This window comes from Thioclava sp. JE_KL1 (assembly GCF_009296265.1).
Classification (GTDB): domain Bacteria; phylum Pseudomonadota; class Alphaproteobacteria; order Rhodobacterales; family Rhodobacteraceae; genus Thioclava.
Window position 1 is genome coordinate 101,370 of the sequence record NZ_WBJS01000004.1, and the last position, 21,952, is coordinate 123,321.

The window sequence follows — 21,952 nt, forward strand, 5'->3', positions numbered from 1 at the left end:
CCGGCAGTCGAGCGCCCGGGGCCGCAGATATCGGATTTAGGGAGACAAGGAGACCCCGATGAACCAGCATGCAAATCCCGGTAAATACAGCGCCGGCGTCAAAGAGTACCGTGAAACCTACTGGGAGCCGAACTACACGCCGAAAGACAGCGACGTGCTCGCCGTCTTCAAGATCACGCCGCAAGCCGGTGTCCCGCGTGAGGAAGCCGCAGCCGCCGTCGCTGCGGAATCCTCGACCGGCACCTGGACCACGGTCTGGACCGACCTGCTGACCGATCTCGACTACTACAAGGGTCGCGCCTATGCGATCGAGGACGTGCCGGGCGACGACGAGAGCTACTACGCGTTCATCGCCTACCCGATGGGCCTGTTCGAGGAAGGCTCGGTCGTCAACGTCTTCACCTCGCTCGTGGGCAACGTGTTCGGCTTCAAGGCCGTCCGTGCGCTGCGTCTGGAAGATGTGCGCTTCCCGCTGTGGTTCGTGACCACCTGCGACGGCCCGCCCCACGGCATTCAGGTCGAGCGCGACAAGCTCGACAAATACGGCCGTCCCTTCTTGGGCTGCACGATCAAGCCGAAGCTGGGTCTGTCGGCGAAGAACTACGGCCGGGCGGTCTATGAGGCGCTGCGGGGCGGACTCGACTTCACCAAGGATGACGAGAACATCAACTCGCAGCCCTTCATGCGCTGGCGCGACCGTTTCGAGTTCTGTCAGGAAGCGATCGAGAAAGCCGAGCGCGAAACCGGCGAGCGCAAGGGCCACTACCTGAACGTCACCGCGCCGAACATCGAAGAGATGTACAAGCGCGCCGAGTTCGCCAAGGAGATCGGCTCGCCGATCATCATGTCGGACTACCTGACGATGGGCTGGGCCGCGCAGGCCTCGCTGAGCCGCTGGTGCCGCGATAACGGCATGCTGCTGCACGTCCACCGCGCGATGCATGGCGTGATCGACCGCCACCCCAAGCACGGCATCAACTTCCGCGTTCTCGCGAAGATGCTGCGCCTTCTGGGCGGCGACCACCTGCACTCGGGCACCGTTGTCGGCAAGCTCGAAGGCGATCGCGAGGCGACGCTGGGCTGGATCGACCTGATGCGCGACAAATACGTCAAGGAAGACCGCTCGCGCGGCATCTTCTTCGATCAGGACTGGGGCCAGATGCCGGGCGTGCTCCCGGTGGCCTCGGGCGGCATCCACGTGTGGCACATGCCCGCGCTGGTCAACATCTTCGGCGATGACAGCTGCCTTCAGTTCGGCGGCGGCACGCTGGGCCACCCCTGGGGCAACGCAGCCGGTGCGGCCGCGAACCGCGTCGCGGTCGAGGCCTGCGTCAAGGCACGCAACGAAGGCCGCGATCTCGAGAAGGAGTCGAAAGATATCATGACCTCGGCCGCCAAGCACTCGCCCGAACTCAAGATCGCCATGGAGACGTGGAAAGAGATCAAGTTCGAGTTCGACACCGTGGACAAGCTGGACGTGGCGCACCGCTAAGGCGCGCCCCTCCCACCAACGCCTGAGAAAGGACTGACACCATGAGTGAAATGCAAGATTACGGCTCGCGTATTTCGGACCCGAACAGCCGCAAGATGGGCACCTTCTCCTATCTGCCCCAGCTCAATGACGACGAGCTGCGCAAGCAGGTTGAGTACATCGTCTCGAAGGGCTGGAACCCGGCCATCGAGCATACCGAGCCCGAGAACATGCGCTCGAACTTCTGGTATATGTGGAAGCTGCCGATGTTCGGGGAAACCGATGTCGATGCGATCTTCCGCGAGATCGAAATGTGCAAGAAGGCGAACCCGGGCAACCATGTCCGCCTCGTGGGCTACGACAACTTCAAGCAGACGCAGGGCACCTCGATGGTGGTGCACCGCGCCGACATGTCGGCCTCTGCCTGATCTGACACGAGGGGCGGGCTGCCGATCGCGGTGGCCCGCCCTGCCCCATTTTCCTTGGATTTTCCTGCGCGACGGAGAGCCACCCATGAGCGATATCGACCCAGACCAGTTCCGTGTGAAGACCGAGCCCTATTACCGGCCCGTCGGCAATGAGATCGAGCAATATGCCGCCGCCTATGACGTGCGGATGCCGGTGATGCTCAAGGGCCCCACGGGCTGCGGCAAGTCGCGTTTCGTCGAATATATGGCGTGGAAGCTGCAGCGCCCGCTGATCACCGTGGCCTGTAACGAGGACATGACCGCGTCCGACCTGATCGGGCGGTTCCTCCTCGATATCAACGGCACCAAGTGGCAGGACGGACCGCTGACGGTGGCCGCGCGGATCGGCGCGATCTGCTATCTCGACGAGGTCGTGGAGGCCCGTCAGGACACCACCGTCGTCATTCACCCGCTGACCGACCACCGCCGTCAGCTTCCGCTGGAAAAGAAAGGCGAGCTGGTCGACGCGCATCCCGATTTTCAGGTCGTGATCTCGTACAACCCCGGCTACCAGTCGATGATGAAGGACCTCAAGCAATCGACCAAGCAGCGCTTCGGGGCGATGTCCTTCGATTACCCGCAGGCCGCGACCGAGGCCGAGATTGTCAGCCACGAGGCCGGGATCGACCTCAAGACCGCCGAACGCCTCGTGCAGGTGGCCGAACGCTCGCGCAACCTCAAGGGCCACGGGCTCGATGAGGGCATGTCGACGCGCCTTCTGGTCTACGCGGGCCAGCTGATCTCGCAGGACATTCCCGCGCCCGCCGCCTGCCAGATGGCGCTGGTGGAGCCGTTGACCGACGACGCGGATATGCGCGACACGTTGCAGGCGGCCGTCCAGACCTTCTTCCCAGAGATCACCGACAGTTCGAAGGTGGCGTAAGGAGCGCGTCCGATGAAGGTCGATCTCGACGATTACGCCGCCGATCTGATCAAATCCGCGCCGGAGCTGGAGGAGACCCTCGACGGGCTCTTCCACGAGGCGGCGCGGATGATGTCGCCCGCCGGTCTGAAGGATTACATGGACGGCGCAAAGGCCATGACCTCGCTCGGCAAGGGGCCGCGCCTGCTGATCTCCTATCTCGACGAGATGCCGCAGGTCGCCAAAGAATGCGGCGAGGACGTGATCCGCGATGTCGTGGGAGCGGTGCTGAAGCTGGCCTCGATGGTCTCGGGCGAGATTTTGGTGCTAATGCTCGACACGCTGCCCGGCGCCGCCAACCGTTTCGGCGACCCGGAGCTGCTGCGCGGCTATCTCGCGCTGCTGCACCGGCTGGCGGCCCGCGCGCCGCGCGGCCTGCGCCCGATGTTCGGCGTGCTCGAAGAGCTGCTGAGCAAACTCACGCTCTCGGGCCTGCGCCGCTGGGTGGATTTCGGGGCCGAGGCCTATCGCCGCGACCTGCCGAAACAGGCGGATTATTTCGGGCTCGTCTCGGAAGACAGCCGCGCGGTCCTGAAACAGGAACGCCGCGGCACGCTCTTCATCGACAGCCAGCGACGGCTGAATTTCTATCTCCGCGCCTTCTGGGCCCGCGACTTCTTCCTGCGCCCCTCTGCCGCCGACTTCGAGGGCTTCCGCCCCTTCATCGAGGACGGCGCGCTGCACCTGCCCGACGCGGTGGACGGGATCATCGGCGCCTCCGGCCTCGATCTCTACCGCGCGATGTGCGCCCATATGGCGGCCCATATCGTCTATTCCGATCACGGGCTGGGGCAGGAATCGCTCAACCCTGCGCAGATATTCCTGATCGGCATGATCGAGGATGCCCGGGTCGAATATTGCGCGACGCAGGCCTTTCCGGGGCTGCGCGCGATGTTCGACCGGCTGATGCCGGACACGCCGCCCGGAGCTTACGAACACGAGACGATGTATCTGCTGGAAAAAGTCGCCCGCGCGCTCAACACGCCCGGCACCCGCACCGGCGATCTGGAGATCGACAATCTCGTCGAGACCTTCCACGGCGAGATCGCGGGCAATGCGCGCGAGACGATGTTCTCCTGGTCGCTGGGGGTCGAGCTGTTCAACCTGCTCGCGCAGCGCCGCGCGGTGCCGTCCCTGCGCATTCTCGAATCTCTGAAAATTCCGTATCGCGACGACAACCGCTTCATCTGGTCGCTCGAAGATTACGACTGGTCGAACCAGAACGCCTACCAGCCCACGCAAGGTCAGGTGCGCAAGCGCGTGGGCCTGATGGAATTCGTCAACGAGGTCGATGTCGAGACCGCGGGCGACGATGCGCAGGAGGTCTGGGTGCTCTCGTCAGAACTGTTCCCCTACGAGGATGAAGGCGTCAGCTATAACGAGATGGAGGGCAAGGCCCCGATCTCGGACCCGTTTCATTACGGCGAATGGGATTACAAGGTGCAGCTGATGCGCCCGTCGTGGTCGACCGTCTATGAACACCGCCCGCCGATGGGCGACCCGGACGAGATCGACACGATCCTGACCGCCCATCGCGGCATCCGGCATCGCATCAAGCAGATCGTCGACCGGCTGCGCCCGCAGGGCATCTCGCGCCAGCGGCGGCTGGAGGATGGCGACGAGCTGGATATCAACGCCGCCGTCGATGCGATGGTGATGCAGCGGATCGGCATGCAGCCCGACATGCGGATCACCATGCGCAACGTCATCAACCGGCGCGATCTGGCGGTCTGCATCCTGCTCGACCTTTCGGAAAGCACGAACGAGACCGTGCGCGGCTCGGACAAGACCGTGCTTGAACTGACGCGCGAGGCCTCGGCGCTCGTGGCCTCGGCGATCTCGGGCATTGGCGATCCGTTCGCGATCCACGGCTTTTCCTCGGATGGCCGCCACGACGTGCAATATCAGCGCTTCAAGGATTTCGAGCAGAAGCTCGATTCCGAGGTCAAAGGCCGCCTTGCGGGCATGAAAGGCGGACTCTCGACCCGGATGGGCGCTGCGATGCGCCATGCCGCCCATCACCTGTCGCTGCGTCCCGAGGCGCATAAGCTGCTACTGATCGTGACCGATGGCGAACCGGCCGATATCGACGAGCGCGACCCGCAATATCTGCGCATGGATGCCAAGAAGGCGGTTGCGGAACTCCAGCAGATCGGCATTAACAGCTATTGTCTGACGCTGGACCCCGAGGCCGACGCCTATGTGTCGCGCATCTTCGGGGCCAACAACTTCACTGTGATCGATCAGGTCGAGCGCCTGCCCGAGAAACTGCCGACCCTGTTCGCGCAACTGACGAAATGATCCCCGGAGGACCCCATGAGCTTTGACCGTTCCATCAAGATCGCGCCCTCGATCCTGTCGGCCGATTTCGCCAATTTCGGCGCAGAGATCCGCGCCATCGAAGATCAGGGGGCCGACTGGGTCCATGTCGACGTGATGGACGGGCATTTCGTGCCGAACCTCACCTTCGGCCCGCCCGCCGTGAAAGCGTTCCGCCCGCATGTGAAGACCTTCATGGACGTGCACCTGATGATCGCGCCGGTCGACCCTTATATCGAGGCCTATGCCGAAGCTGGCGCCGACATGATCGTGGCGCATTGGGAGGCCGGTCCGCACCCGCACCGCACGCTGCAGGCGATCAAGGCGCAGGGCGTGAAATGCGGCATATCGCTGAACCCCGGCACGCCCGCGAACGTGATTTCGGAACTGCTCGACCTCGTCGATATGGTTCTGGTGATGAGCGTGAACCCCGGCTTTGGTGGCCAAAAATTCATCCCCGGCAGCGTCAACAAGGTCCGCCAAGTGCGCGAAATGATTGGCGATCGCGAGATTCACATTCAGGTGGATGGCGGCGTCGATCCGACCACGGTCGGCCCGCTGGTCGAAGCCGGTGCGGATTGCTTCGTGGCGGGCTCTGCGGTCTTCAAGGGCGGTTCGGTCGACAAACCCGAGGTCTATGGCGCGAATATGCGCGCGATCCGCGAGGCGGCTCAGGGCGCTCTCAAAGCGGCGCAATGACGGCCGGAACTGCGCGGGGCGGCACGGTCGCATTCTTGTGATCTGATCGCTTGCCCTGCCGCCGCCTCTCGTTCATATTCGTGGAATTGAATACCAGTAAGGGAGGACTGGCATGACTTTCACGCGACGCACCATTCTGCGCGGAGGGCTGGCGATGGGCGCCATGACCGCCCTTCCCCGGCTCAGCTTCGCCGCCCAGACCCTCGAAATGGGGTCGGCCCGGCTCGACACGCTGTCCGATGGCAATCTCGTCCTGCCGCTCAGCTTCGTGAGCGACAACCCCGACGCCAAGCCGATCCTCGAGAGCTACGGCATTACCGGTGACTCGGTCGAGCCGCCCTGCAACGTCACGCTCTATCGCGACGGGACCAACACGGTGCTGTTCGACGTGGGCTCGGGCAATGATTTCATGCCCTCGGCCGGCAAGCTGATGGAAGCGATGGATGCGCTCGAAGTCGCGCCCGATGACGTGACCCATGTCGTCTTCACCCATGGCCACCCCGATCACCTCTGGGGCGTGCTCGACGATTTCGACGAGCCTTTCTTCGCCAACGCCCAGCACATGATGGGCAAGGACGAGTTCGAATATTGGCTGAATCCCGAGACGCTCGACACGATCGACGACGGTCGCAAGACCTTCGCGGCAGGCGCGCTGCGGCGCCTCGAAATCCTTGAAGATCAGATCGACACCTTCGGCGATGGCGCGGAAATCCTGCCCGGCATCATGGCGCAGATGACGCCCGGCCACACGCCCGGCCACATGTCCTTCCACGTCAAGAACGGCGAGACCCAAGCCTTCATCATCGGCGATGCGATCGTGAACCACTACCTCGCCTTCGCGGCGCCGGGCATGGAGGCGGGCTCGGATCAGAACCCGGAGCTGGGCGCGAAGACGCGCGTGGCGCTGCTGGACCAACTTGCGGCCGACAAGCTGCCGATCATCGGCTATCACCTGCCCGAAGGCGGTCTGGGCCGGGTCGAGCGCGACGGCGATGCCTATCGCTATGTCGCGGAGCTCTAAACGTGAAAAACCTAATCCTGACCAGCGCCTTGGCGGCACTTCTTCATGTAAGCCCCGCGCTCGCCTCCGAGGACGTGCCGGACATGTATCCCGGCTCCGTGCTCTATTCGAAACCCTATGAGGTGATCCCCGGCGTCTGGACCTCGATCGGCGCGACCGCACCGCCGACCTATGAGAATGCGGGCCATAACAACAATCTCAGCTTCATCGTCACCGGCGATGGCGTGGTCGTTGTGAATTCCGGCGCGTCCTACCAGCTCGCCCGTGCGCTGCATGACGAGATCAAGGCGGTGACCGATCGGCCGGTGAAGCTGGTGATCAACGAGAACGGTCAGGGCCACGCGATGCTCGGCAATAATTACTGGATCGAACAGGGTGTGCCGGTGCTCGCCCATGTCGATGCGGCGGCCGAATTCGAGCATGACGCAGGTGGCGCCTTCGAGGCGCTGAAGTCTTACGGCAAGGAGACCGCCGAAGGCACCGATCCGAAACTGCCCACCGAGACCTTCGAGGACAAGCGCGTCATCGAGATGGGCGACATGACGATCGAAGTGATGCATCTCGGCCCCGCGCATAGCCCCGGCGATACGCAGGTCTGGCTGCCGGAACAGAAGTTCATGATTGCGGGCGATATCGCTTTCTCCGAACGGATGCCGCCGATCTTCTCGGGAACCTGCACGAGCTGCTGGATCGAGACCTTCGAGACCAAATTCGCACCGCTGGAACCTGCCTTCATCATCCCCGGCCACGGCCACCCGACCAATCTCGACAAGGTCACGCGTGGCACGACCGGCTACCTGAAATACCTGCGCGACAAGATCGGCGAGCATATCGACAATGGTGGCGATCTGGCCGAGGCCTACTACGTGGATCAAAGCCCCTACAAAAACCTCGACACGTTCGAGGAACTGGCGACGAAGAACGCGGGCGTCGTCTACGAGGAAATGGAATTCGAATAGGAGGTCTCATGGCCGTCACACCCCCCGTCTGCGATTTCGGCTGGAAGGCTCCGGGCTTCACCCTGCCCGGCACCGATGGCAAGCAATACAGCTTTGAAGACATCCGTGGCCCCAAGGGCACGCTGGTGATGTTCATCTGCAACCATTGCCCCTATGTCCAGTCGATCCTCGACCGCATCCTGCGCGATGCGGCGGAGTTGCAGAAGGCGGGGATCGGGGTCGTGGCGATCTCGGCTAATGATGTCGACGACTACCCCGAGGACAGCTTCGAGAACATGGCCAAACTGGCCGAGGAGAAGGGCTTCCCCTTCCCCTATCTCTATGACGAAAGCCAGGCGGTCGCGAAGGCTTACGGCGCCGCCTGCACACCCGATTTCTTCGGCTTCAACGCCGAGGACGGGCTGCAATATCGCGGGCGTCTCGATGCCTCGACCAAGCAGGCGGCTTCGGCAGATGCCAAGCGCGAACTTTACGAGGGCATGATGATGGTCGCGGAAACCGGCGAAGGCCCGCGCGACCAGATCCCGTCGATGGGCTGTTCGATCAAGTGGAAAGCCGCATGAGCGACGCCCCTTCCGTCATCTTCGATCTCGACGGGACGCTGATCGATTCCGTGCCCGCGATCCATGCCGTCTCGAATGCCGTGCTGACCGAGATGGGCTTCGAGCCGCTCTCGCTGCCAATGATCCGCAGCTTCGTCGGCAAGGGCGTGCCCAACCTCGTGCGCCAGCTCCTCATCACCTCGGGCGAAGACCCGGACGGGCCGCTTTTCGCCCGCGTGGAGCACGCGCTGATCGCGCGCTACGAGACGGACGTCGAGGGCAACGTGCCCTATCCGAACGTGATCGCCGCGCTCGACACGCTCAAGGAGATGGGCTGCCGGATGGCTGTGTGCACCAACAAGCCCTTCGCGCCCGCCGAGGCCGCTTTGCGCCATGTCGGTCTCTGGGAGTATTTCGAGCTGACGCTTGGCGGGGATTCCATGCCCACCCGCAAGCCCGAGCCGCAGATGCTGCACCATTGCCATCAGGCGCTCGGCGGCGGCGCGATGATCTATGTCGGCGACTCGGAGGTCGATGCGGAGACGGCAGTGAACGCGCAGGCGCCCTTCGCGATCTATTCCGAGGGCTATCGCAAGACGCCGCTGACCGAAGTGCCCCATGACGTGGCCTTCTCGGATTGGGCGATGCTGCCCGGTCTGGTGGAGGGCTGGAAATGGTAAGCGGCCTGATCTTCGACGTCGACGGCACGCTGGCCGAGACCGAAGAAGCGCATCGCCGCGCCTTCAACGAGACTTTCGCGGCACGCGGCGTCGACTGGAACTGGTCGCAGGAAACCTACCGCGAACTGCTGAAGACCACCGGCGGCAAGGAGCGCATGGCGCGCCACCGCGAGGTCATGGGCTTCGGCCCCTCTGACGACGAAATCGCCGATCTGCACAAGATCAAGACCCGGCGTTATGTCGAGATCATCACCGACGGCGAGGTGCCGCTGCGCCCCGGCGTGGCGCGGCTGATCGCCAATGCGCGCGACGCGGGATTGAAGCTCGCCATCGCCACGACCACGAACCGGCCCAATGTCGATGCGCTGATCCGCGCGACGCTGGGCGCCGATCCCGATCACCTGTTCGACGCGATCGCAGCGGGCGACGAGGTGGAGACAAAGAAGCCCGCGCCGGACGTGTTCGAGCTGGCGCTGAACCGGTTGCATCTGTCGCCCGAGGCCTGCATCGCTTTCGAGGATAGCGAAATGGGTCTACAATCGGCGCAAGGAGCCGGGCTGCGCGTACTGATAACCCCTTCGGCCTATACCGACGGGGGCGATTTCTCGAGCGCGGAGTGGGTTCTTCCCGACCTCTCGCATGCCTTACCGCCCGAGATCACGAGAGGACTGGGACAGAGTGCCGCAATTTCATAAGATTATCCCCGGCACTATCTGCTGGGCAGGTTAACGGAGGCCGCCATGATCAAACCAGACGTCAAAGCGTTTTTCGACACCGCGACTTTCACCGTCTCTTACGTCGTGAAAGATCCGGGCAGCAAATCCTGCGCCGTCGTCGATAGCGTGCTCGATTTCGACTATTCCTCGGGCCGCACGGATACCAAATCCGCCGACGAGGTCATCGCCTATGTGCAAGAGCACGGTCTTGAGGTGGAATGGATCCTCGAGAGCCACGTCCATGCCGACCACCTCTCCGCCGCGCCCTATATCCAGGAGCGCGTCGGCGGCAAGATCGGTATCGGCGACCGCATTCAGGTCGTGCAGGACACGTTCGGCAAGATCTTCAACGAGGGCACCGAATTCCAGCGCGACGGCTCGCAGTTCGACAAGCTCTTCAAGGAAGGCGACACGTTCTCCGTGGGCGCGCTCGAGGGCCGCGTTCTGCATACGCCGGGCCACACGCCCGCTTGCCTCACCTACGTGATCGGCGATGCGGCCTTCGTGGGCGATACGCTCTTCATGCCCGATTTCGGCACCGCGCGCTGCGACTTCCCCGGGGGCTCGGCGGAAACGCTCTATTCCTCGATCCAGAAGATCCTCACCCTGCCCGACGAGACCCGCATCTTCGTGGGCCACGATTACAAGGCACCGGGCCGCGACGAATACGCGTGGGAAACCAGCGTCGCCGAGGAAAAGGCGCGCAATATCCATATCGGCGGCGGCAAGTCCGAGGCCGAATTCGTCAAGATGCGGACCGAGCGCGACGCGACGCTGGCGATGCCGAAACTCATCATTCCCTCGCTGCAGGTCAACATGCGCGCGGGCCAGATGCCGCCCGCCGATGACGAGGGCAAGACCTATCTCAAGGTTCCGGTGAACGGGCTCTGAGACCATAAGCGAGCGGGCGGGCATGATCCCGCCCGTCTCCATCTAAAGGCAGGATAACAGGACAGATTATGGAACTGCGCAAACTTACCGACGAGTTTTCCGTCGCCCCGCAGATCGAACCCGAGGACGTGCCGAAGCTCGCCGAAATGGGCTTTCGCACGCTGATTATCAATCGCCCCGACGAAGAGATCGAGGACGCGGATCAGCGCTCGGACGCAATCGCGGCGCTGTGCCAGTCGCATGGCCTCACCCCCTATTACCTTCCCTATTATCCCGGCGAACTGAGCCTGGAACTGGTCGACGATTTCGCGACGATCATGGATGCCGCGGAAAAGCCCGCCTTGGGCTATTGCCGCTCGGGCACCCGCTCGTCGCATCTGTGGGGGGTCAGCCAAGCGGGCGAAATGGAGATCGACAAGATCGTCGCCACGGCGGCCGAAGCGGGCTATGACCATTCCTCGCTGGTGCCGGTGATGCAGTATTACGCCAGCCGCCGCGATCAGGCCTGATCCGCGCCTAATCCGAAGACCGAGATGCTCAAACGCTACCTGCCGATCCTCAGCTGGGGGCGCGACTACGATCGCCCGACCTTCGAGGCCGACCTGATTGCGGCTGTGATTGTGACGATCATGCTGATCCCGCAATCGCTGGCCTATTCGCTGCTGGCTGGCATGCCGCCGGAATACGGGCTCTACGCCTCGGTGCTGCCGCTGCTGATCTACGCCGTCTTCGGCACCTCGCGGCCTCTCGCCGTGGGGCCGGTCGCAGTGATCTCGTTGATGACGGCGGCCGCGGTGGGCAAGGTTGCGGCACAGGGCACGCCTGAATATATCGCCGCCGCCGTGGCGCTGGCCTTCCTGTCGGGCGTGATGCTGGTGATCATGGGCTTCCTGCGGATGGGCTTCATCACGGCCTTCCTCAGCCACCCGGTTCTGTCGGGCTTCACCTCCGCCGTGGGCATCCTGATCGCTGCGGGTCAGATGAAGCATTTCTTCGGCATTCAGGGCGAAAGCGGCGGCATTTTCGACATTCTCGGCGGGCTCTGGGCGCATCTCGGCCAGACCAACGGCTACACGGTCGTCATCTCGATCCTGTCGCTGGTCTTCCTGTTCTGGGCGCGGCGTGGGTTGAAACCGCGCCTGCTGAAAGCGGGGCTGTCCGAGCGGCTGGCGGCGATCCTGACCCGCGCGGCCCCCGTCTATGCCGTGGCCGCGACCATCCTGATCACCTGGCTCTTCGGGCTGGAGGGGCGCGGCGTTCGCGTCGTCGGCACCGTGCCGCTCGGCTTCCCGACGCCGAGCCTTCCGCCCGCCGATCTCGCGCTCTGGAAGGAGCTCTTCGTCCCGGCGCTGTTGATCGCGATCATCGGCTATGTCGAGACGATCTCCGTCGCCCAGACACTGGCCGCGAAGAAGCGCCAACGCATCGATCCGGATCAGGAATTCATCGCCCTTGGCGGCGCCTCCATCGGCTCCGCGATCTCGGGGTCCTTCCCGATCACGGGCGGGTTCGCGCGCTCCGTCGTCAGCTTCGAAGCCGGGGCCACAACACCCGCCGCCGGGGCCTTCACCGCGATCGGCGTGGCGCTCGCGACCTTCACCCTGACCCCGGCCCTCTATTACCTGCCGCAAGCGACGCTCGCGGCTACGATCTTCGTGTCGGTGCTGACGCTGGTCGATACCAAAGCTCTCAAGCGCACCTTCAAATACGCACCGCGCGAAGGCATCGGCATGGCGCTGACCGTGCTGGTCACGCTGATCTGGGGCGTCGAGGACGGCATCGCCTTCGGCGTCATCCTCTCGATCGCGCTGCGGCTGTGGGCCAGCTCGCGCCCGCATGTGGCAGAGCTGGGTCAGGTCCCCGGCACCGAGCATTTCCGCAATGTCCAACGCCACCGCGTGAGCTGCGCGCCGGGCATCCTCAGCCTGCGCATCGACGAGAGCCTGTGGTTCCCGAATGCCCGCTTCGTCGAGGAGATGATCTACGACCGCATCGCCAGTGACGAGTCGATCAAGCATGTCGTGCTGAACTGCCCCGCGATCAACCATATCGACATGTCCGCGCTCGAGGCGTTGGAAGAGGTGAACGACCAGCTCAACGATGCGGGCGTGCGGCTGCACCTGTCCGAAGTGAAGGGTCCGGTGATGGACCGGCTCACGCGCTCGGACCTGATCACGCATCTGACCGGGCAGATCTACCTCACCCATTATGACGCGCTGGCGACCCTTGCCCCCGAGACCACCCAAGGTTGCGCGCACGAGAGCCGCATCGAGACCCATCGCTAAAGCGTTTCACCACCTAGATCGGCGCCCATGCGGGTTGCCATAACGCCCAGAAAATAGGACATTCGGATATATCTTCCGGAGCGGAGAATTCGCGCGCTGGAATAGTAGTAACGAGCTACGCGACCTACCTAATTGTGAGGTGAAACGCGATGTTATCCTTTTGCGAGGCAGTCTTACGCGCGAAATCGGTGCAGGAGATCTGGTCACGTCACTGCCAAGAAATGGAACGCTACGGGTTCCATCGTTTGATCTATGGCTTCACAAGTTTCCGAAAGGGCAACAATTTCGGCCACGAAGACGATTTGTTGATCCTATCGAACCACCCGAAGGAATATCTCGATATTTTTGTCGGGGAGGGAAAATACCGCAACGCCCCGATGGTTCAGTGGGCGGCGCAGAACGACGGCCCCTGTTCATGGCGCGTGGTGGCAGACCGTGCGATGCGGGGCGAGCTCACTCCGGGCGAGATCGAAGTCATCGAAATCAACCACCGCTTCGGAATCCGTACGGGCTACTCGATCGGCTTTTCCGATCCGCTCTCCTATGCGCGTGGTGCGATCGGCCTCGTCGGTCGGCCGGGGTTGAGCCAGGACGAGATCGACCGGATCTGGCGCGACAACGAGCGCGAGTTGATGGTGATGAACAGCCTCGTGCATCTGCGCATCTCCACCATGCCCTATTCCACCGGACGCCGCCCGCTGACGGATCGGCAACGTGAAGTGCTCGAATGGGTGGCCGAGGGCAAGACGACCGCCGATATCGCGATCATCATGGGGCTGACGCCATCCACGGTGGAGAAACACCTGAGGCTGGCGCGCGAAGCGCTCGATGTCGACACCACCGCGCAGGCGGTGATGAAAGCGTCTGTGCAAAAGCAGATCTTCCTCAATGCCTCGCATGCGGCAGCCGCGCGTTAGGATCGCCGCGCAACACTCTGCTATAATACGAAAAACGCCGCCCCGATCAGGGCGGCGTTTTCCGATTTCAAAGAAGAGGCGCGGGCTTAGTTGCCAGCTGCGGTCTTCGCCACTTCGGCAGCGAAATCTTCTTCTTTTTTCTCGATGCCTTCACCGACTTCCATCCGGACGAAGCCGGTGATTTCGACGCCAGCTTCTTTCGCAGCCTGACCAACGGTAAGGTCGGGGTTGACGACGAATTGCTGGTTCAGCAGCGTGACTTCTGCGGTGAATTTCTTCATGCGGCCTTCGATCATCTTCTCGATCACCTGCTCGGGCTTGCCCGATTCACGTGCGATGTCGATCTGAACCTGCTTTTCTTTCTCGAGGACCGCGGGGTCGAGATCGGCTTCCGACAGCGCGGCCGGGTTGGTCGCAGCGATGTGCATCGCGATCTGCTTGCCGATGCCGTTGTCGGCGCCGTTCAGCGCGACGAGCACACCGATCTTGCCCATGCCGTCGGCGGCAGCGTTGTGCACGTAATGCACCAGCGTGTCGCCTTCGAGGATGTGCATGCGGCGCAGGTTCATGTTCTCGCCGATACGCGCGATGGCGTCGGTGATCACGTCTTCGACCTTCTTGCCGTTGAGATGGGCGGCCTTGACGACCTCGACATCTTCACCGGTTTCCAGCGCGACTTCCGCGATGTCCGAGACGAGCTTCTGGAAATCGGCGTTCTTCGCGACGAAGTCGGTTTCCGAGTTCATCTCGATCGCAACGCCCTTGCCGTTGTTCACGGCGACGGCGACGAGACCTTCAGCCGCGACGCGGCCGGATTTCTTCGCGGCTTTCGCGAGGCCCTTGGTGCGCAGCCAGTCAACGGCGGCGTCCATGTCGCCATCGGTCTCGGTCAGCGCTTTTTTCGCGTCCATCATGCCTGCGCCGGTTGCTTCGCGCAGTTCCTTCACCTGAGCGGCGGTAATCGCCATGGTCGGATCTCCTTCAAGAACTCTGCGAGGGCGGGATACCCCGCCCTCATGTCATCTGGGTGACGGTCGTGGCTTACTGAGCCTCAGCCTCGGTCAGCGCCTCTTCGACCGGGGTCTCGGTCAGGGCACCGACGTCCACGCCTGCGGCGCCCATCTGGGCGGACATGCCGTCGAGAGCCGCGCGCGAAGCGAGGTCGCAATAGAGAGCGATGGCGCGCGCCGCGTCATCGTTGCCCGGGATCACGTAATCCACGCCGTTCGGCGGGCAGTTGGTGTCGACCACGGCCACGACCGGGATACCAAGCTTCTTGGCTTCGGCGATGGCGAGGTCTTCCTTGTTCACGTCGATCACGAACAGGAGGTCCGGCAGACCGCCCATTTCGCGGATCCCGCCGAGCGACGCCTGCAGCTTGGCCTGGTCACGCTCCATGCCGAGACGCTCTTTCTTGGTCAGGCCTTCAGCGCCTTCCGCGAGCTTCTCGTCGATCTCGTTGAGACGTTTGATCGACTGGGAGACGGTCTTCCAGTTGGTCAGCGTGCCGCCGAGCCAGCGGTGGTTCATGTAATACTGTGCGCATTTCTCAGCGGCTTCAGCGATCGGGCGAGCAGCCTGACGCTTGGTGCCGACGAAGAGAACGCGGCCGTTTTTCGCAACGGTGTCGCGGATGACCTGCAGAGCCTGGTCGAGCATCGGAACGGTCTGGGTCAGATCGATGATGTGGATGCCGTTACGCTCGCCATAGATGTACTGACCCATACGGGGGTTCCAACGCTGCGTCTGGTGGCCAAAGTGAACGCCAGCTTCCAAGAGCTGACGCAGGGAGAATTCAGGAAGCGCCATGTCCAATTCCTTTTCCGGTTTGCGCCTGAGCGGAGGGTCTCAGGGCTGATGCCCCAACCGGTGGACCTTTGAGGATGTCTCCCTCATTGGCCCGCCTCCGCCTGTGAAGTGCGCGCGATATAGACCCATCGCGCAGGCTTGGCAACCCCTACCGGTAATGGGCGTCCCCGGGAAAAACCATGGCGGGCGCGCCCGCTTCGGCTTGGCGAAAATATCCCGGGGGTGAGGCGGGTTTAGCGGCCTTCCTGTGGAAGGACGCCCGCCGAACGCCCGAAGCGTAAGCAGTGGGCCGGCGAAGTCAGCGAAGAGGGGCAGCGCCCCTGCCCCGGTCGACCGAGCCTACAGCGCCCGGAACCGGTTGCGCTGGCTGCCGGTCCATTCGACCTCGAAGGTCCAGCCCTCTTCGGTCTGGGTCTCGCCGCGGATCACGTTCTGCTCGTGCAGCCAGGCGCGCTTGCGCCCATCCGCGAAACGCAGCGTGATTTCCTCTTGGTAGCGTTCTTCGGATAGCTTCTCGTCGATCGCCGTCAGAAGCGCGTCGAGCCCGTCCCCGGTCAGCGCAGAGATCGCCTGCAGATCGGGCTCGCGGGCCTCCTGCACCATCAGCGCGCGGCGCTGATCGGGCGGGACGGCATCCATCTTGTTCCAGACCTCGATCAGCGGCACTTCCTTGGCGACGCCCAGCTTGGCGAGAATGTCGTTCACATCCTCCGCCTGCTCCTCGGTCTCGGGATGCGAGATATCACGCACATGCAGGATCAGATCGGCTTCGAGAACCTCTTCCAGCGTCGCGCGGAAGGCCGCCACAAGCTGGGTCGGCAGGTCCGAGATGAAGCCCACCGTGTCGGACAGGATCACCTTGCGGCCCGTGGGCAGTTCCAGCCCGCGCATCGTCGGGTCGAGCGTAGCGAAGAGCATATCCTTCGCCAGAACTTCCGCCCCGGTCACGCGGTTGAACAGCGTGGATTTCCCGGCATTGGTGTAGCCCACCAGCGCCACGATCGGGAACGGCACCTTACGGCGCGCGGCCCGGTGCAGCTCACGGGTCTTCACGACCTTCGCAAGCTGACGGCGCAGGCGCACGATCTGCTCGTCAATGGCGCGGCGGTCGGCCTCGATCTGGGTCTCGCCGGGGCCGCCGACGAAGCCGAGCCCGCCCCGCTGACGCTCGAGGTGGGTCCAGGCACGCACCAGCCGCGTGCGCTGATAGCTCAGCGCGGCCAGCTCCACCTGCAACACACCTTCACGGGTGCGCGCACGGTCGGCGAAGATTTCGAGGATCAACCCGGTCCGGTCGAGGAGCTTCACCCCCCATTCCTTCTCGAGGTTACGCTGCTGCACCGGCGTCACCGGCCCGTCGATGAAGACGAGATCGATCTCGTTCGCTTCCAGCCGCTCCTTGATCTCGGCGAGCTTGCCCTGGCCGAACAGCTTGCCCGGCTCGGGCTTGCGCAGTTTCACGATCTCCTCGCCGATGACCTGCAGATGCGGCAGGGCCGCGGCCAGCGAGACCGCTTCGGACAGCGCGAATTGGGGCAAGTGGCGTTGGCCCTCTCGCGACGGAATGTCGGGATGGATCACGTAGGCCCGCGTGTCGGGCGTCTCGGTAGAGGTCGTTTCGCTCAAGATATGTATCGCTAAAGCCGCGTGCCGCGACGCTTAGTCGTCGCCTTCGTAAAGCGAAATAGGCTGTCCCGGCATGATCGTCGAGATCGCATGCTTGTAGACAAGCTGAGATTGCCCATCGCGGCGCAGAAGCACGCAGAAATTGTCAAACCAGGTGATGACACCTTGCAGCTTCACCCCGTTGATCAGGAATATCGTGACCGGAACCTTCGTTTTGCGAACGTGATTGAGGAATGCGTCCTGCAGGTTCTGTCTATCGCCAGCCATATTGTTCTTGCCCTTGTTCGTGTCTCGCGTCCGGGCGCCTGCGTCAAAGACACCCATTTGATTCAAGTATGCAGTGCAGAGCGGGAGATTCCAGCCCAAAAAACAGTTTGTTAGGCCCTGAGCCAGAATTTGCGTATCAAATCCGGGATTCAGGAGCGCCAGAACTCGGGGTTGAAGAGCGCGATGATGGCCAGCGTCTCAAGCCGCCCAAGCACCATGGCGAAGGCGAATATAGCCTTGATGGGCTCGCTCAGATGGGCCCAGCTCAGCGGCACATCCGCCGCGATCCCTGCCAGCGGACCGGTATTCGACAGCGCCGCGATCGTCAGAATCGTCGCCGGTTCGAAAGACAGGCCGAACAGCGAGACCGCCATCATCACCCCGCCGATCGAAATCGCGAAAAGCATGAACACGATCCAGCTGATATAGGCGCCCTCCCGGCGCAACCTGCGCGCCATCATGCCGCCGCCCGCGATGGAGTTCGGGTAGATCAACTTGTCGAGTTCGCGCTCGCCGTGGCGCAGCAGTGCATAGACGCGCAGCAGCCGCACGCCGCCCGCCGTCGTCGCGACCCCGCCGCCGATGATCGCAAGCCCCGCGAGGATCAGGCCTGGAGTGCCCAGCCCCGACCAGTCGCGCGCGTCATGCCACGCCGACGATTCGAAGCCGGTCGTGGTCAGGAAGGACAGCGAGGTGAACAGCGACCCCCAGATCGATTTGAAGATCGCGCCGAAATCGCCCGGCGTGCGCACTTCCAGCGCCGCGATCCAGTGGCGGATGAAGAGAAACAGCGGCACGAGGATCACCAGCGCCGCAGCCAGACGCAGCTCGGGATCGTCGATCAGTTTCGGCGAGGCGCGCAGCTCGCCCCCGCCCGGCCAGAGCCTGCGCGACAGCGCGGGCAGAAAGAACACGAAGATCACCATCTCGCCCGCCATGCCGGAGCGCGCATTGGCCATCCCGCCCACCGGCGAGATCCCCGAGGTCGACAGCGTCGACATCGCATGGATCAGCGCCGTCAGCGACCGATCCCCCGCCATCAGCAGGCAGACCCATAAGAGCACCGTCAGCCCGGTATAGATCGGCGCGAGCGACACTGCGTAATGGGCGATGCGCTCGGACATCTCCGCCCCGCCATCGGCCGCCGGGGCCGCAGCGGCCGGGGCGCCGGAAGGACCGCCCGAGAAAAACACCTCGAACCCACCCAGCCGCATCGGCGCCAGTACCGCGATCGCCATCACGAGGATGAAGAAGCCGCCCATCCACGCGACCAGCCCGCGCCACAGATGAACCGACCCGACCAGCCGGGTGGGCTCGTAGAGCGTGCCGCCCGTGGTCGTGAAGGCCGAGACCATCTCCCACCAGCTGTTGAAGAAGGACGTGTCGCGCACCGCGACATAGAACGGCACCGCCAGCATCAGCGGCAGCACCGTGAAGGCGGCAAGCATGATCAGAAGGCTCGCCCGCCCTGCGCGCGCAGGCCGCGGGTTCGATCCGTTGGCCAGGCCGATCAGCGCGGTCGCGAAGAGAAACAGCGTGGCCGAATAGAAGAAGGACCGCGCCGTGTGGTGATGGTGAGTCAAAAGCGCATGGATCGCGGGCACATACATCGCCAGCGCCGAAACTCCCATCAGGAGGATCGGCAGCGGCAAGGCCTTGATCATGCGTTCCATCCGGGACTGACCTTAGAAGAAGTCGATGGAGACCTGCAACAGGCGCTCCACTTCGGGCACATCGGAGGTCAGCGCGAACAGGACCACGATATCGCCTTCTTCGATGCGGGTATTACCGGTGGGTTTGACGATCTTGTCGCCCTTGCGGATCGCACCGATCAGCACGCCTTCGGGGAAATCGACATCGCGTACCGCCTTGCCCGACATCGGCGAGGTGCCCATCACCTGCGCCTCGATCGCCTCGCCCTCGGCATCCCCGATCGAGTAGATCGCGCGCACCCGGCCATGCCGGATATGGCGCAGGATCGACGACACGGTCGTCGCGCGCGGGTTGATATAGGCGTCGATATCGAGCGCCGACAGCAAAGGCGCCAGCGTCGGGTCGTTGATCAGACAGATCGCCATGCGGCAGCCCGCCTGCTTGGCGCGCACCGAGACGAGGATGTTGGTCTTGTCGTCATCGGTAATCGCAAGAACCGCATCGGCGGTGGCGATATTCGCCTCCTCCAGCAGTTCCGAACTCATCCCGTCGCCATTGAGCACGATGGTCCGGTCCAACGCATCGGCAGCCTTTTCAGCCTGCGCGCGCGAGCGTTCGATGATCTTGGCGCGCACCCGCTCGGTCCGCGCTTCGAGCGCCTTGGCCACGCTGAGACCCACATTCCCGCCGCCAATGATGACGATGCGTTCCTGCTTCTGGGTGGATTTGCCGAAGATATCGAGCGTCCGGTTCACGTCCTCGACATGGGCGAAGACATAGATCTGGTCGCCCGCGAAAAGCTGATCGCCCGGCTCGGGCGCAAACAGCCGCCCCTCGCGGCGAATGCCCACCACGACCGCGCGCAGCGTCGAGAACAGGTCGGTCAGCTGCCGCAGCGGCGTGTCGAGCACCGGACAATCGGCGTCCAGCTCGATCCCCAGAAGCTGCAGCTGCTCGTCGAGGAAGCTCTCCGTGTCGAAGGTCGAGGGCGCCGCCAAACGGCGCAGCGCGGCCTCGGCCACCTCGCGCTCGGGCGAGATGATCACGTCGATCGGCAGGTGGTCGCGGCGGTAGAGATCGGAATACTGCGGCTGCAGATAGCTTTGCGCCCGGATGCGCGCGATCTTGCGCGTGATCCCGAAGACCGACATCGCGACCTGACAGGTCACCATATTGACCTCGTCGGAATGGGTCGCGGCGATCATCAGATCGCAGTCGCGCGCCCCGGCCTGCTCGAGAATATCCGGATGCGAGGCGAACCCCACCACACCCTGAACGTCGAGCGTATCGGCCGCGCGCCGCACCAGTTCGGGGTTGGAATCGACCACCGTGACGTCGTTGCGTTCGCCCGCCAGATGGCGCGCGATCTGCCAACCGACCTGTCCCGCACCGCAGATGATGACCTTCATGGCAAATGCCTCCGCGCCTCACTTGGCCCCTATCTAGGCCGCGTTGCCGGGGGTGGTCAAATGGCAAACGTGCAAGGCGCACGTCGTGCCCAGAAACCTAAGCCCCTTCTCCTTGATGAAAATATCCCGGGGGGCTCCCACAGGGAGCGGGGGCAGCGCCCCCTCTTTGTTGATCGACTGTCGCCCTACGGCAACGGGGGCAGCGCCCCCTGCCCGGTTCACCGGAACAGAACCAGCGCCCCGGGCGACCATGCGACGCGGGTGCGGGTGCCGACCTCCAGCACGGGCCGCCCGAAGACGTTGCGCATCGAAATGCGGACCGGTTTTTCGGTGCCGTCGAGGCGCACGTCGTAATAGGTCATGTCGCCATAATAGACGACCTCGTCGATCGTGCCGGGCGCTTCGCGGTCCGAGGCCTGTTGACCTTCGTAAAGGAGCGTTAGGGTTTCCGGCCGGAAGCCCACCGCCGCGCCGTCGCCAGCGGGCGCGCTCGAAATCTGGCTCGGCGCGACTTCGAGCCGACCGAGTCCTGCGACCTCGGCCGTCACCGCATCGCCCGGCCCGTCCGTCACCGAGGCGGGCAGAAAATTCATCACCCCGATGAAATCGGCCACACGGCGCGAATTCGGGCGACCATAAAGCACTTCCGGATCGGCGAGCTGGGCGATCTCGCCCTCGAACATCACCGCGATCCGGTCCGACATGACCAGCGCCTCTTCCTGATCGTGGGTCACCAGAACGAAGGTGATCCCGACCTCGCGCTGCAGCTTGATCAGCTCGACCTGCATCTGCTCGCGGATCTTGCGGTCGAGCGCGGAAAGCGGCTCATCGAGCAGCAAAACCTTAGGCTTAAGGATCAGCGCACGGGCCAACGCCACGCGCTGGCGCTGGCCGCCCGAGAGCGCATGGGCCGCACGAGTGCCATAGCCGGAAAGCCCGACCATCTCGAGCGCTTCCTCGACCAGCTTGGCCTTCTCCGATTTCGAGCGCGGATCGCGGCGCAGGCCGAAACCCACATTCTCGGCCACGCTCAGATGCGGGAAGATCGCGTAGGACTGGAACACCATATTGGTGGGCCGCTTGTTCGGCGGCACGCCCACCATCGTCTTGCCGTCGATCAGCACCGCGCCTGAGGAAATCTCCTCGAACCCCGCGATGGTGCGCAGAAGCGTGGTCTTGCCACAGCCCGACGGACCGAGCAGCGAGAAGAACTCGCCCGCGCGTATCTCGGCGGTGATGCCGCGCAGCGCGTGATAATCGCCGTAATATTTATGAACGTCCTGAAAGGCGATCATCGGT

21 protein-coding genes are annotated in these 21,952 nt (G+C 63.5%); 14 read left to right on the top strand and 7 right to left on the bottom strand.

Annotated elements, in window-relative coordinates; genetic code table 11:
• Nucleotides 1-58 precede the first annotated feature (58 nt).
• The 14 genes from F8R15_RS08325 (at nt 59) to F8R15_RS08390 (ending at nt 13,889) form a co-directional block, all read left to right on the top strand.
• The gene (locus tag F8R15_RS08325; RefSeq protein WP_078540934.1) at nt 59-1,492 is read left to right on the top strand and encodes a form I ribulose bisphosphate carboxylase large subunit; all 1,434 of its coding nucleotides are present in this window, start codon (nt 59-61) and stop codon (nt 1,490-1,492) included.
• Nucleotides 1,493-1,533: 41 nt separating this feature from the next.
• On the top strand, nt 1,534-1,899 hold the full coding sequence (locus F8R15_RS08330; RefSeq protein ID WP_078520682.1) for a ribulose bisphosphate carboxylase small subunit: 366 nt from the start codon (nt 1,534-1,536) through the stop codon (nt 1,897-1,899).
• An 85-nt stretch (nt 1,900-1,984) separates the two neighbouring features.
• A complete protein-coding gene (locus F8R15_RS08335) occupies nt 1,985-2,821 on the top strand; it encodes a CbbQ/NirQ/NorQ/GpvN family protein (protein ID WP_078550355.1) in 837 nt (278 codons plus the stop codon).
• A gap of 12 nt (nt 2,822-2,833) precedes the next feature.
• Nucleotides 2,834-5,161: a nitric oxide reductase activation protein NorD gene (locus tag F8R15_RS08340; protein ID WP_152844279.1), complete on the top strand. Its 2,328-nt coding sequence runs from the start codon at nt 2,834-2,836 to the stop codon at nt 5,159-5,161.
• A 15-nt stretch (nt 5,162-5,176) separates the two neighbouring features.
• The gene (gene rpe, locus F8R15_RS08345) at nt 5,177-5,878 is read left to right on the top strand and encodes a ribulose-phosphate 3-epimerase (protein ID WP_078550350.1); all 702 of its coding nucleotides are present in this window, start codon (nt 5,177-5,179) and stop codon (nt 5,876-5,878) included.
• Between the two features lie 112 nt (nt 5,879-5,990).
• The gene (locus tag F8R15_RS08350; protein ID WP_152844280.1) at nt 5,991-6,899 is read left to right on the top strand and encodes an MBL fold metallo-hydrolase; all 909 of its coding nucleotides are present in this window, start codon (nt 5,991-5,993) and stop codon (nt 6,897-6,899) included.
• A gap of 2 nt (nt 6,900-6,901) precedes the next feature.
• A complete protein-coding gene (locus tag F8R15_RS08355) occupies nt 6,902-7,858 on the top strand; it encodes an MBL fold metallo-hydrolase (protein ID WP_368731021.1) in 957 nt (318 codons plus the stop codon).
• Between the two features lie 8 nt (nt 7,859-7,866).
• Nucleotides 7,867-8,421 (top strand): thioredoxin family protein, encoded by a 555-nt coding sequence (locus F8R15_RS08360; RefSeq protein ID WP_152844281.1) that lies wholly within the window; start codon nt 7,867-7,869, stop codon nt 8,419-8,421.
• The gene (locus F8R15_RS08365) at nt 8,418-9,080 is read left to right on the top strand and encodes a phosphoglycolate phosphatase (protein ID WP_078520689.1); all 663 of its coding nucleotides are present in this window, start codon (nt 8,418-8,420) and stop codon (nt 9,078-9,080) included. The genes F8R15_RS08360 and F8R15_RS08365 overlap by 4 nt, the downstream gene beginning before the upstream one ends.
• Complete coding sequence (locus tag F8R15_RS08370) at nt 9,074-9,775, top strand: HAD family hydrolase (RefSeq protein ID WP_152844282.1); 702 nt, start codon at nt 9,074-9,076, stop codon at nt 9,773-9,775. Before F8R15_RS08365 ends, F8R15_RS08370 begins: the two co-directional genes overlap by 7 nt.
• 48 nt (nt 9,776-9,823) lie before the next feature.
• Nucleotides 9,824-10,687 (top strand): MBL fold metallo-hydrolase, encoded by an 864-nt coding sequence (locus tag F8R15_RS08375; protein ID WP_368731029.1) that lies wholly within the window; start codon nt 9,824-9,826, stop codon nt 10,685-10,687.
• A gap of 68 nt (nt 10,688-10,755) precedes the next feature.
• On the top strand, nt 10,756-11,196 hold the full coding sequence (locus F8R15_RS08380; RefSeq protein WP_083076851.1) for a TIGR01244 family sulfur transferase: 441 nt from the start codon (nt 10,756-10,758) through the stop codon (nt 11,194-11,196).
• A 24-nt stretch (nt 11,197-11,220) separates the two neighbouring features.
• The gene (locus F8R15_RS08385) at nt 11,221-12,972 is read left to right on the top strand and encodes a SulP family inorganic anion transporter (RefSeq protein WP_078550334.1); all 1,752 of its coding nucleotides are present in this window, start codon (nt 11,221-11,223) and stop codon (nt 12,970-12,972) included.
• Nucleotides 12,973-13,121: 149 nt separating this feature from the next.
• Complete coding sequence (locus F8R15_RS08390; RefSeq protein ID WP_152844284.1) at nt 13,122-13,889, top strand: LuxR family transcriptional regulator; 768 nt, start codon at nt 13,122-13,124, stop codon at nt 13,887-13,889.
• An 86-nt stretch (nt 13,890-13,975) separates the two neighbouring features.
• Here the strand turns inward: F8R15_RS08390 and tsf are convergent, their stop codons facing one another.
• The 7 genes from tsf to F8R15_RS08425 form a co-directional block, all read right to left on the bottom strand.
• Nucleotides 13,976-14,857, bottom strand: a complete 882-nt coding sequence (gene tsf / locus F8R15_RS08395) for a translation elongation factor Ts (protein WP_078520695.1) — start codon at nt 14,855-14,857, stop codon at nt 13,976-13,978.
• Between the two features lie 73 nt (nt 14,858-14,930).
• Complete coding sequence (rpsB, locus tag F8R15_RS08400) at nt 14,931-15,698, bottom strand: 30S ribosomal protein S2 (protein WP_078540912.1); 768 nt, start codon at nt 15,696-15,698, stop codon at nt 14,931-14,933.
• 339 nt (nt 15,699-16,037) lie between these two features.
• A complete protein-coding gene (gene hflX, locus F8R15_RS08405; protein WP_152844285.1) occupies nt 16,038-17,324 on the bottom strand; it encodes a GTPase HflX in 1,287 nt (428 codons plus the stop codon).
• Between the two features lie 33 nt (nt 17,325-17,357).
• The gene (gene hfq / locus F8R15_RS08410) at nt 17,358-17,591 is read right to left on the bottom strand and encodes an RNA chaperone Hfq (protein ID WP_078521029.1); all 234 of its coding nucleotides are present in this window, start codon (nt 17,589-17,591) and stop codon (nt 17,358-17,360) included.
• A gap of 149 nt (nt 17,592-17,740) precedes the next feature.
• The gene (locus F8R15_RS08415; RefSeq protein ID WP_078520698.1) at nt 17,741-19,264 is read right to left on the bottom strand and encodes a TrkH family potassium uptake protein; all 1,524 of its coding nucleotides are present in this window, start codon (nt 19,262-19,264) and stop codon (nt 17,741-17,743) included.
• Between the two features lie 12 nt (nt 19,265-19,276).
• Complete coding sequence (gene trkA / locus F8R15_RS08420; protein WP_078520699.1) at nt 19,277-20,653, bottom strand: Trk system potassium transporter TrkA; 1,377 nt, start codon at nt 20,651-20,653, stop codon at nt 19,277-19,279.
• Between the two features lie 218 nt (nt 20,654-20,871).
• Nucleotides 20,872-21,948 carry an ABC transporter ATP-binding protein gene (locus F8R15_RS08425; RefSeq protein WP_152844467.1) on the bottom strand — a complete coding sequence of 359 codons (1,077 nt, stop codon included), beginning with the start codon at nt 21,946-21,948 and terminating at the stop codon, nt 20,872-20,874.
• Nucleotides 21,949-21,952: the final 4 nt, after the last annotated feature.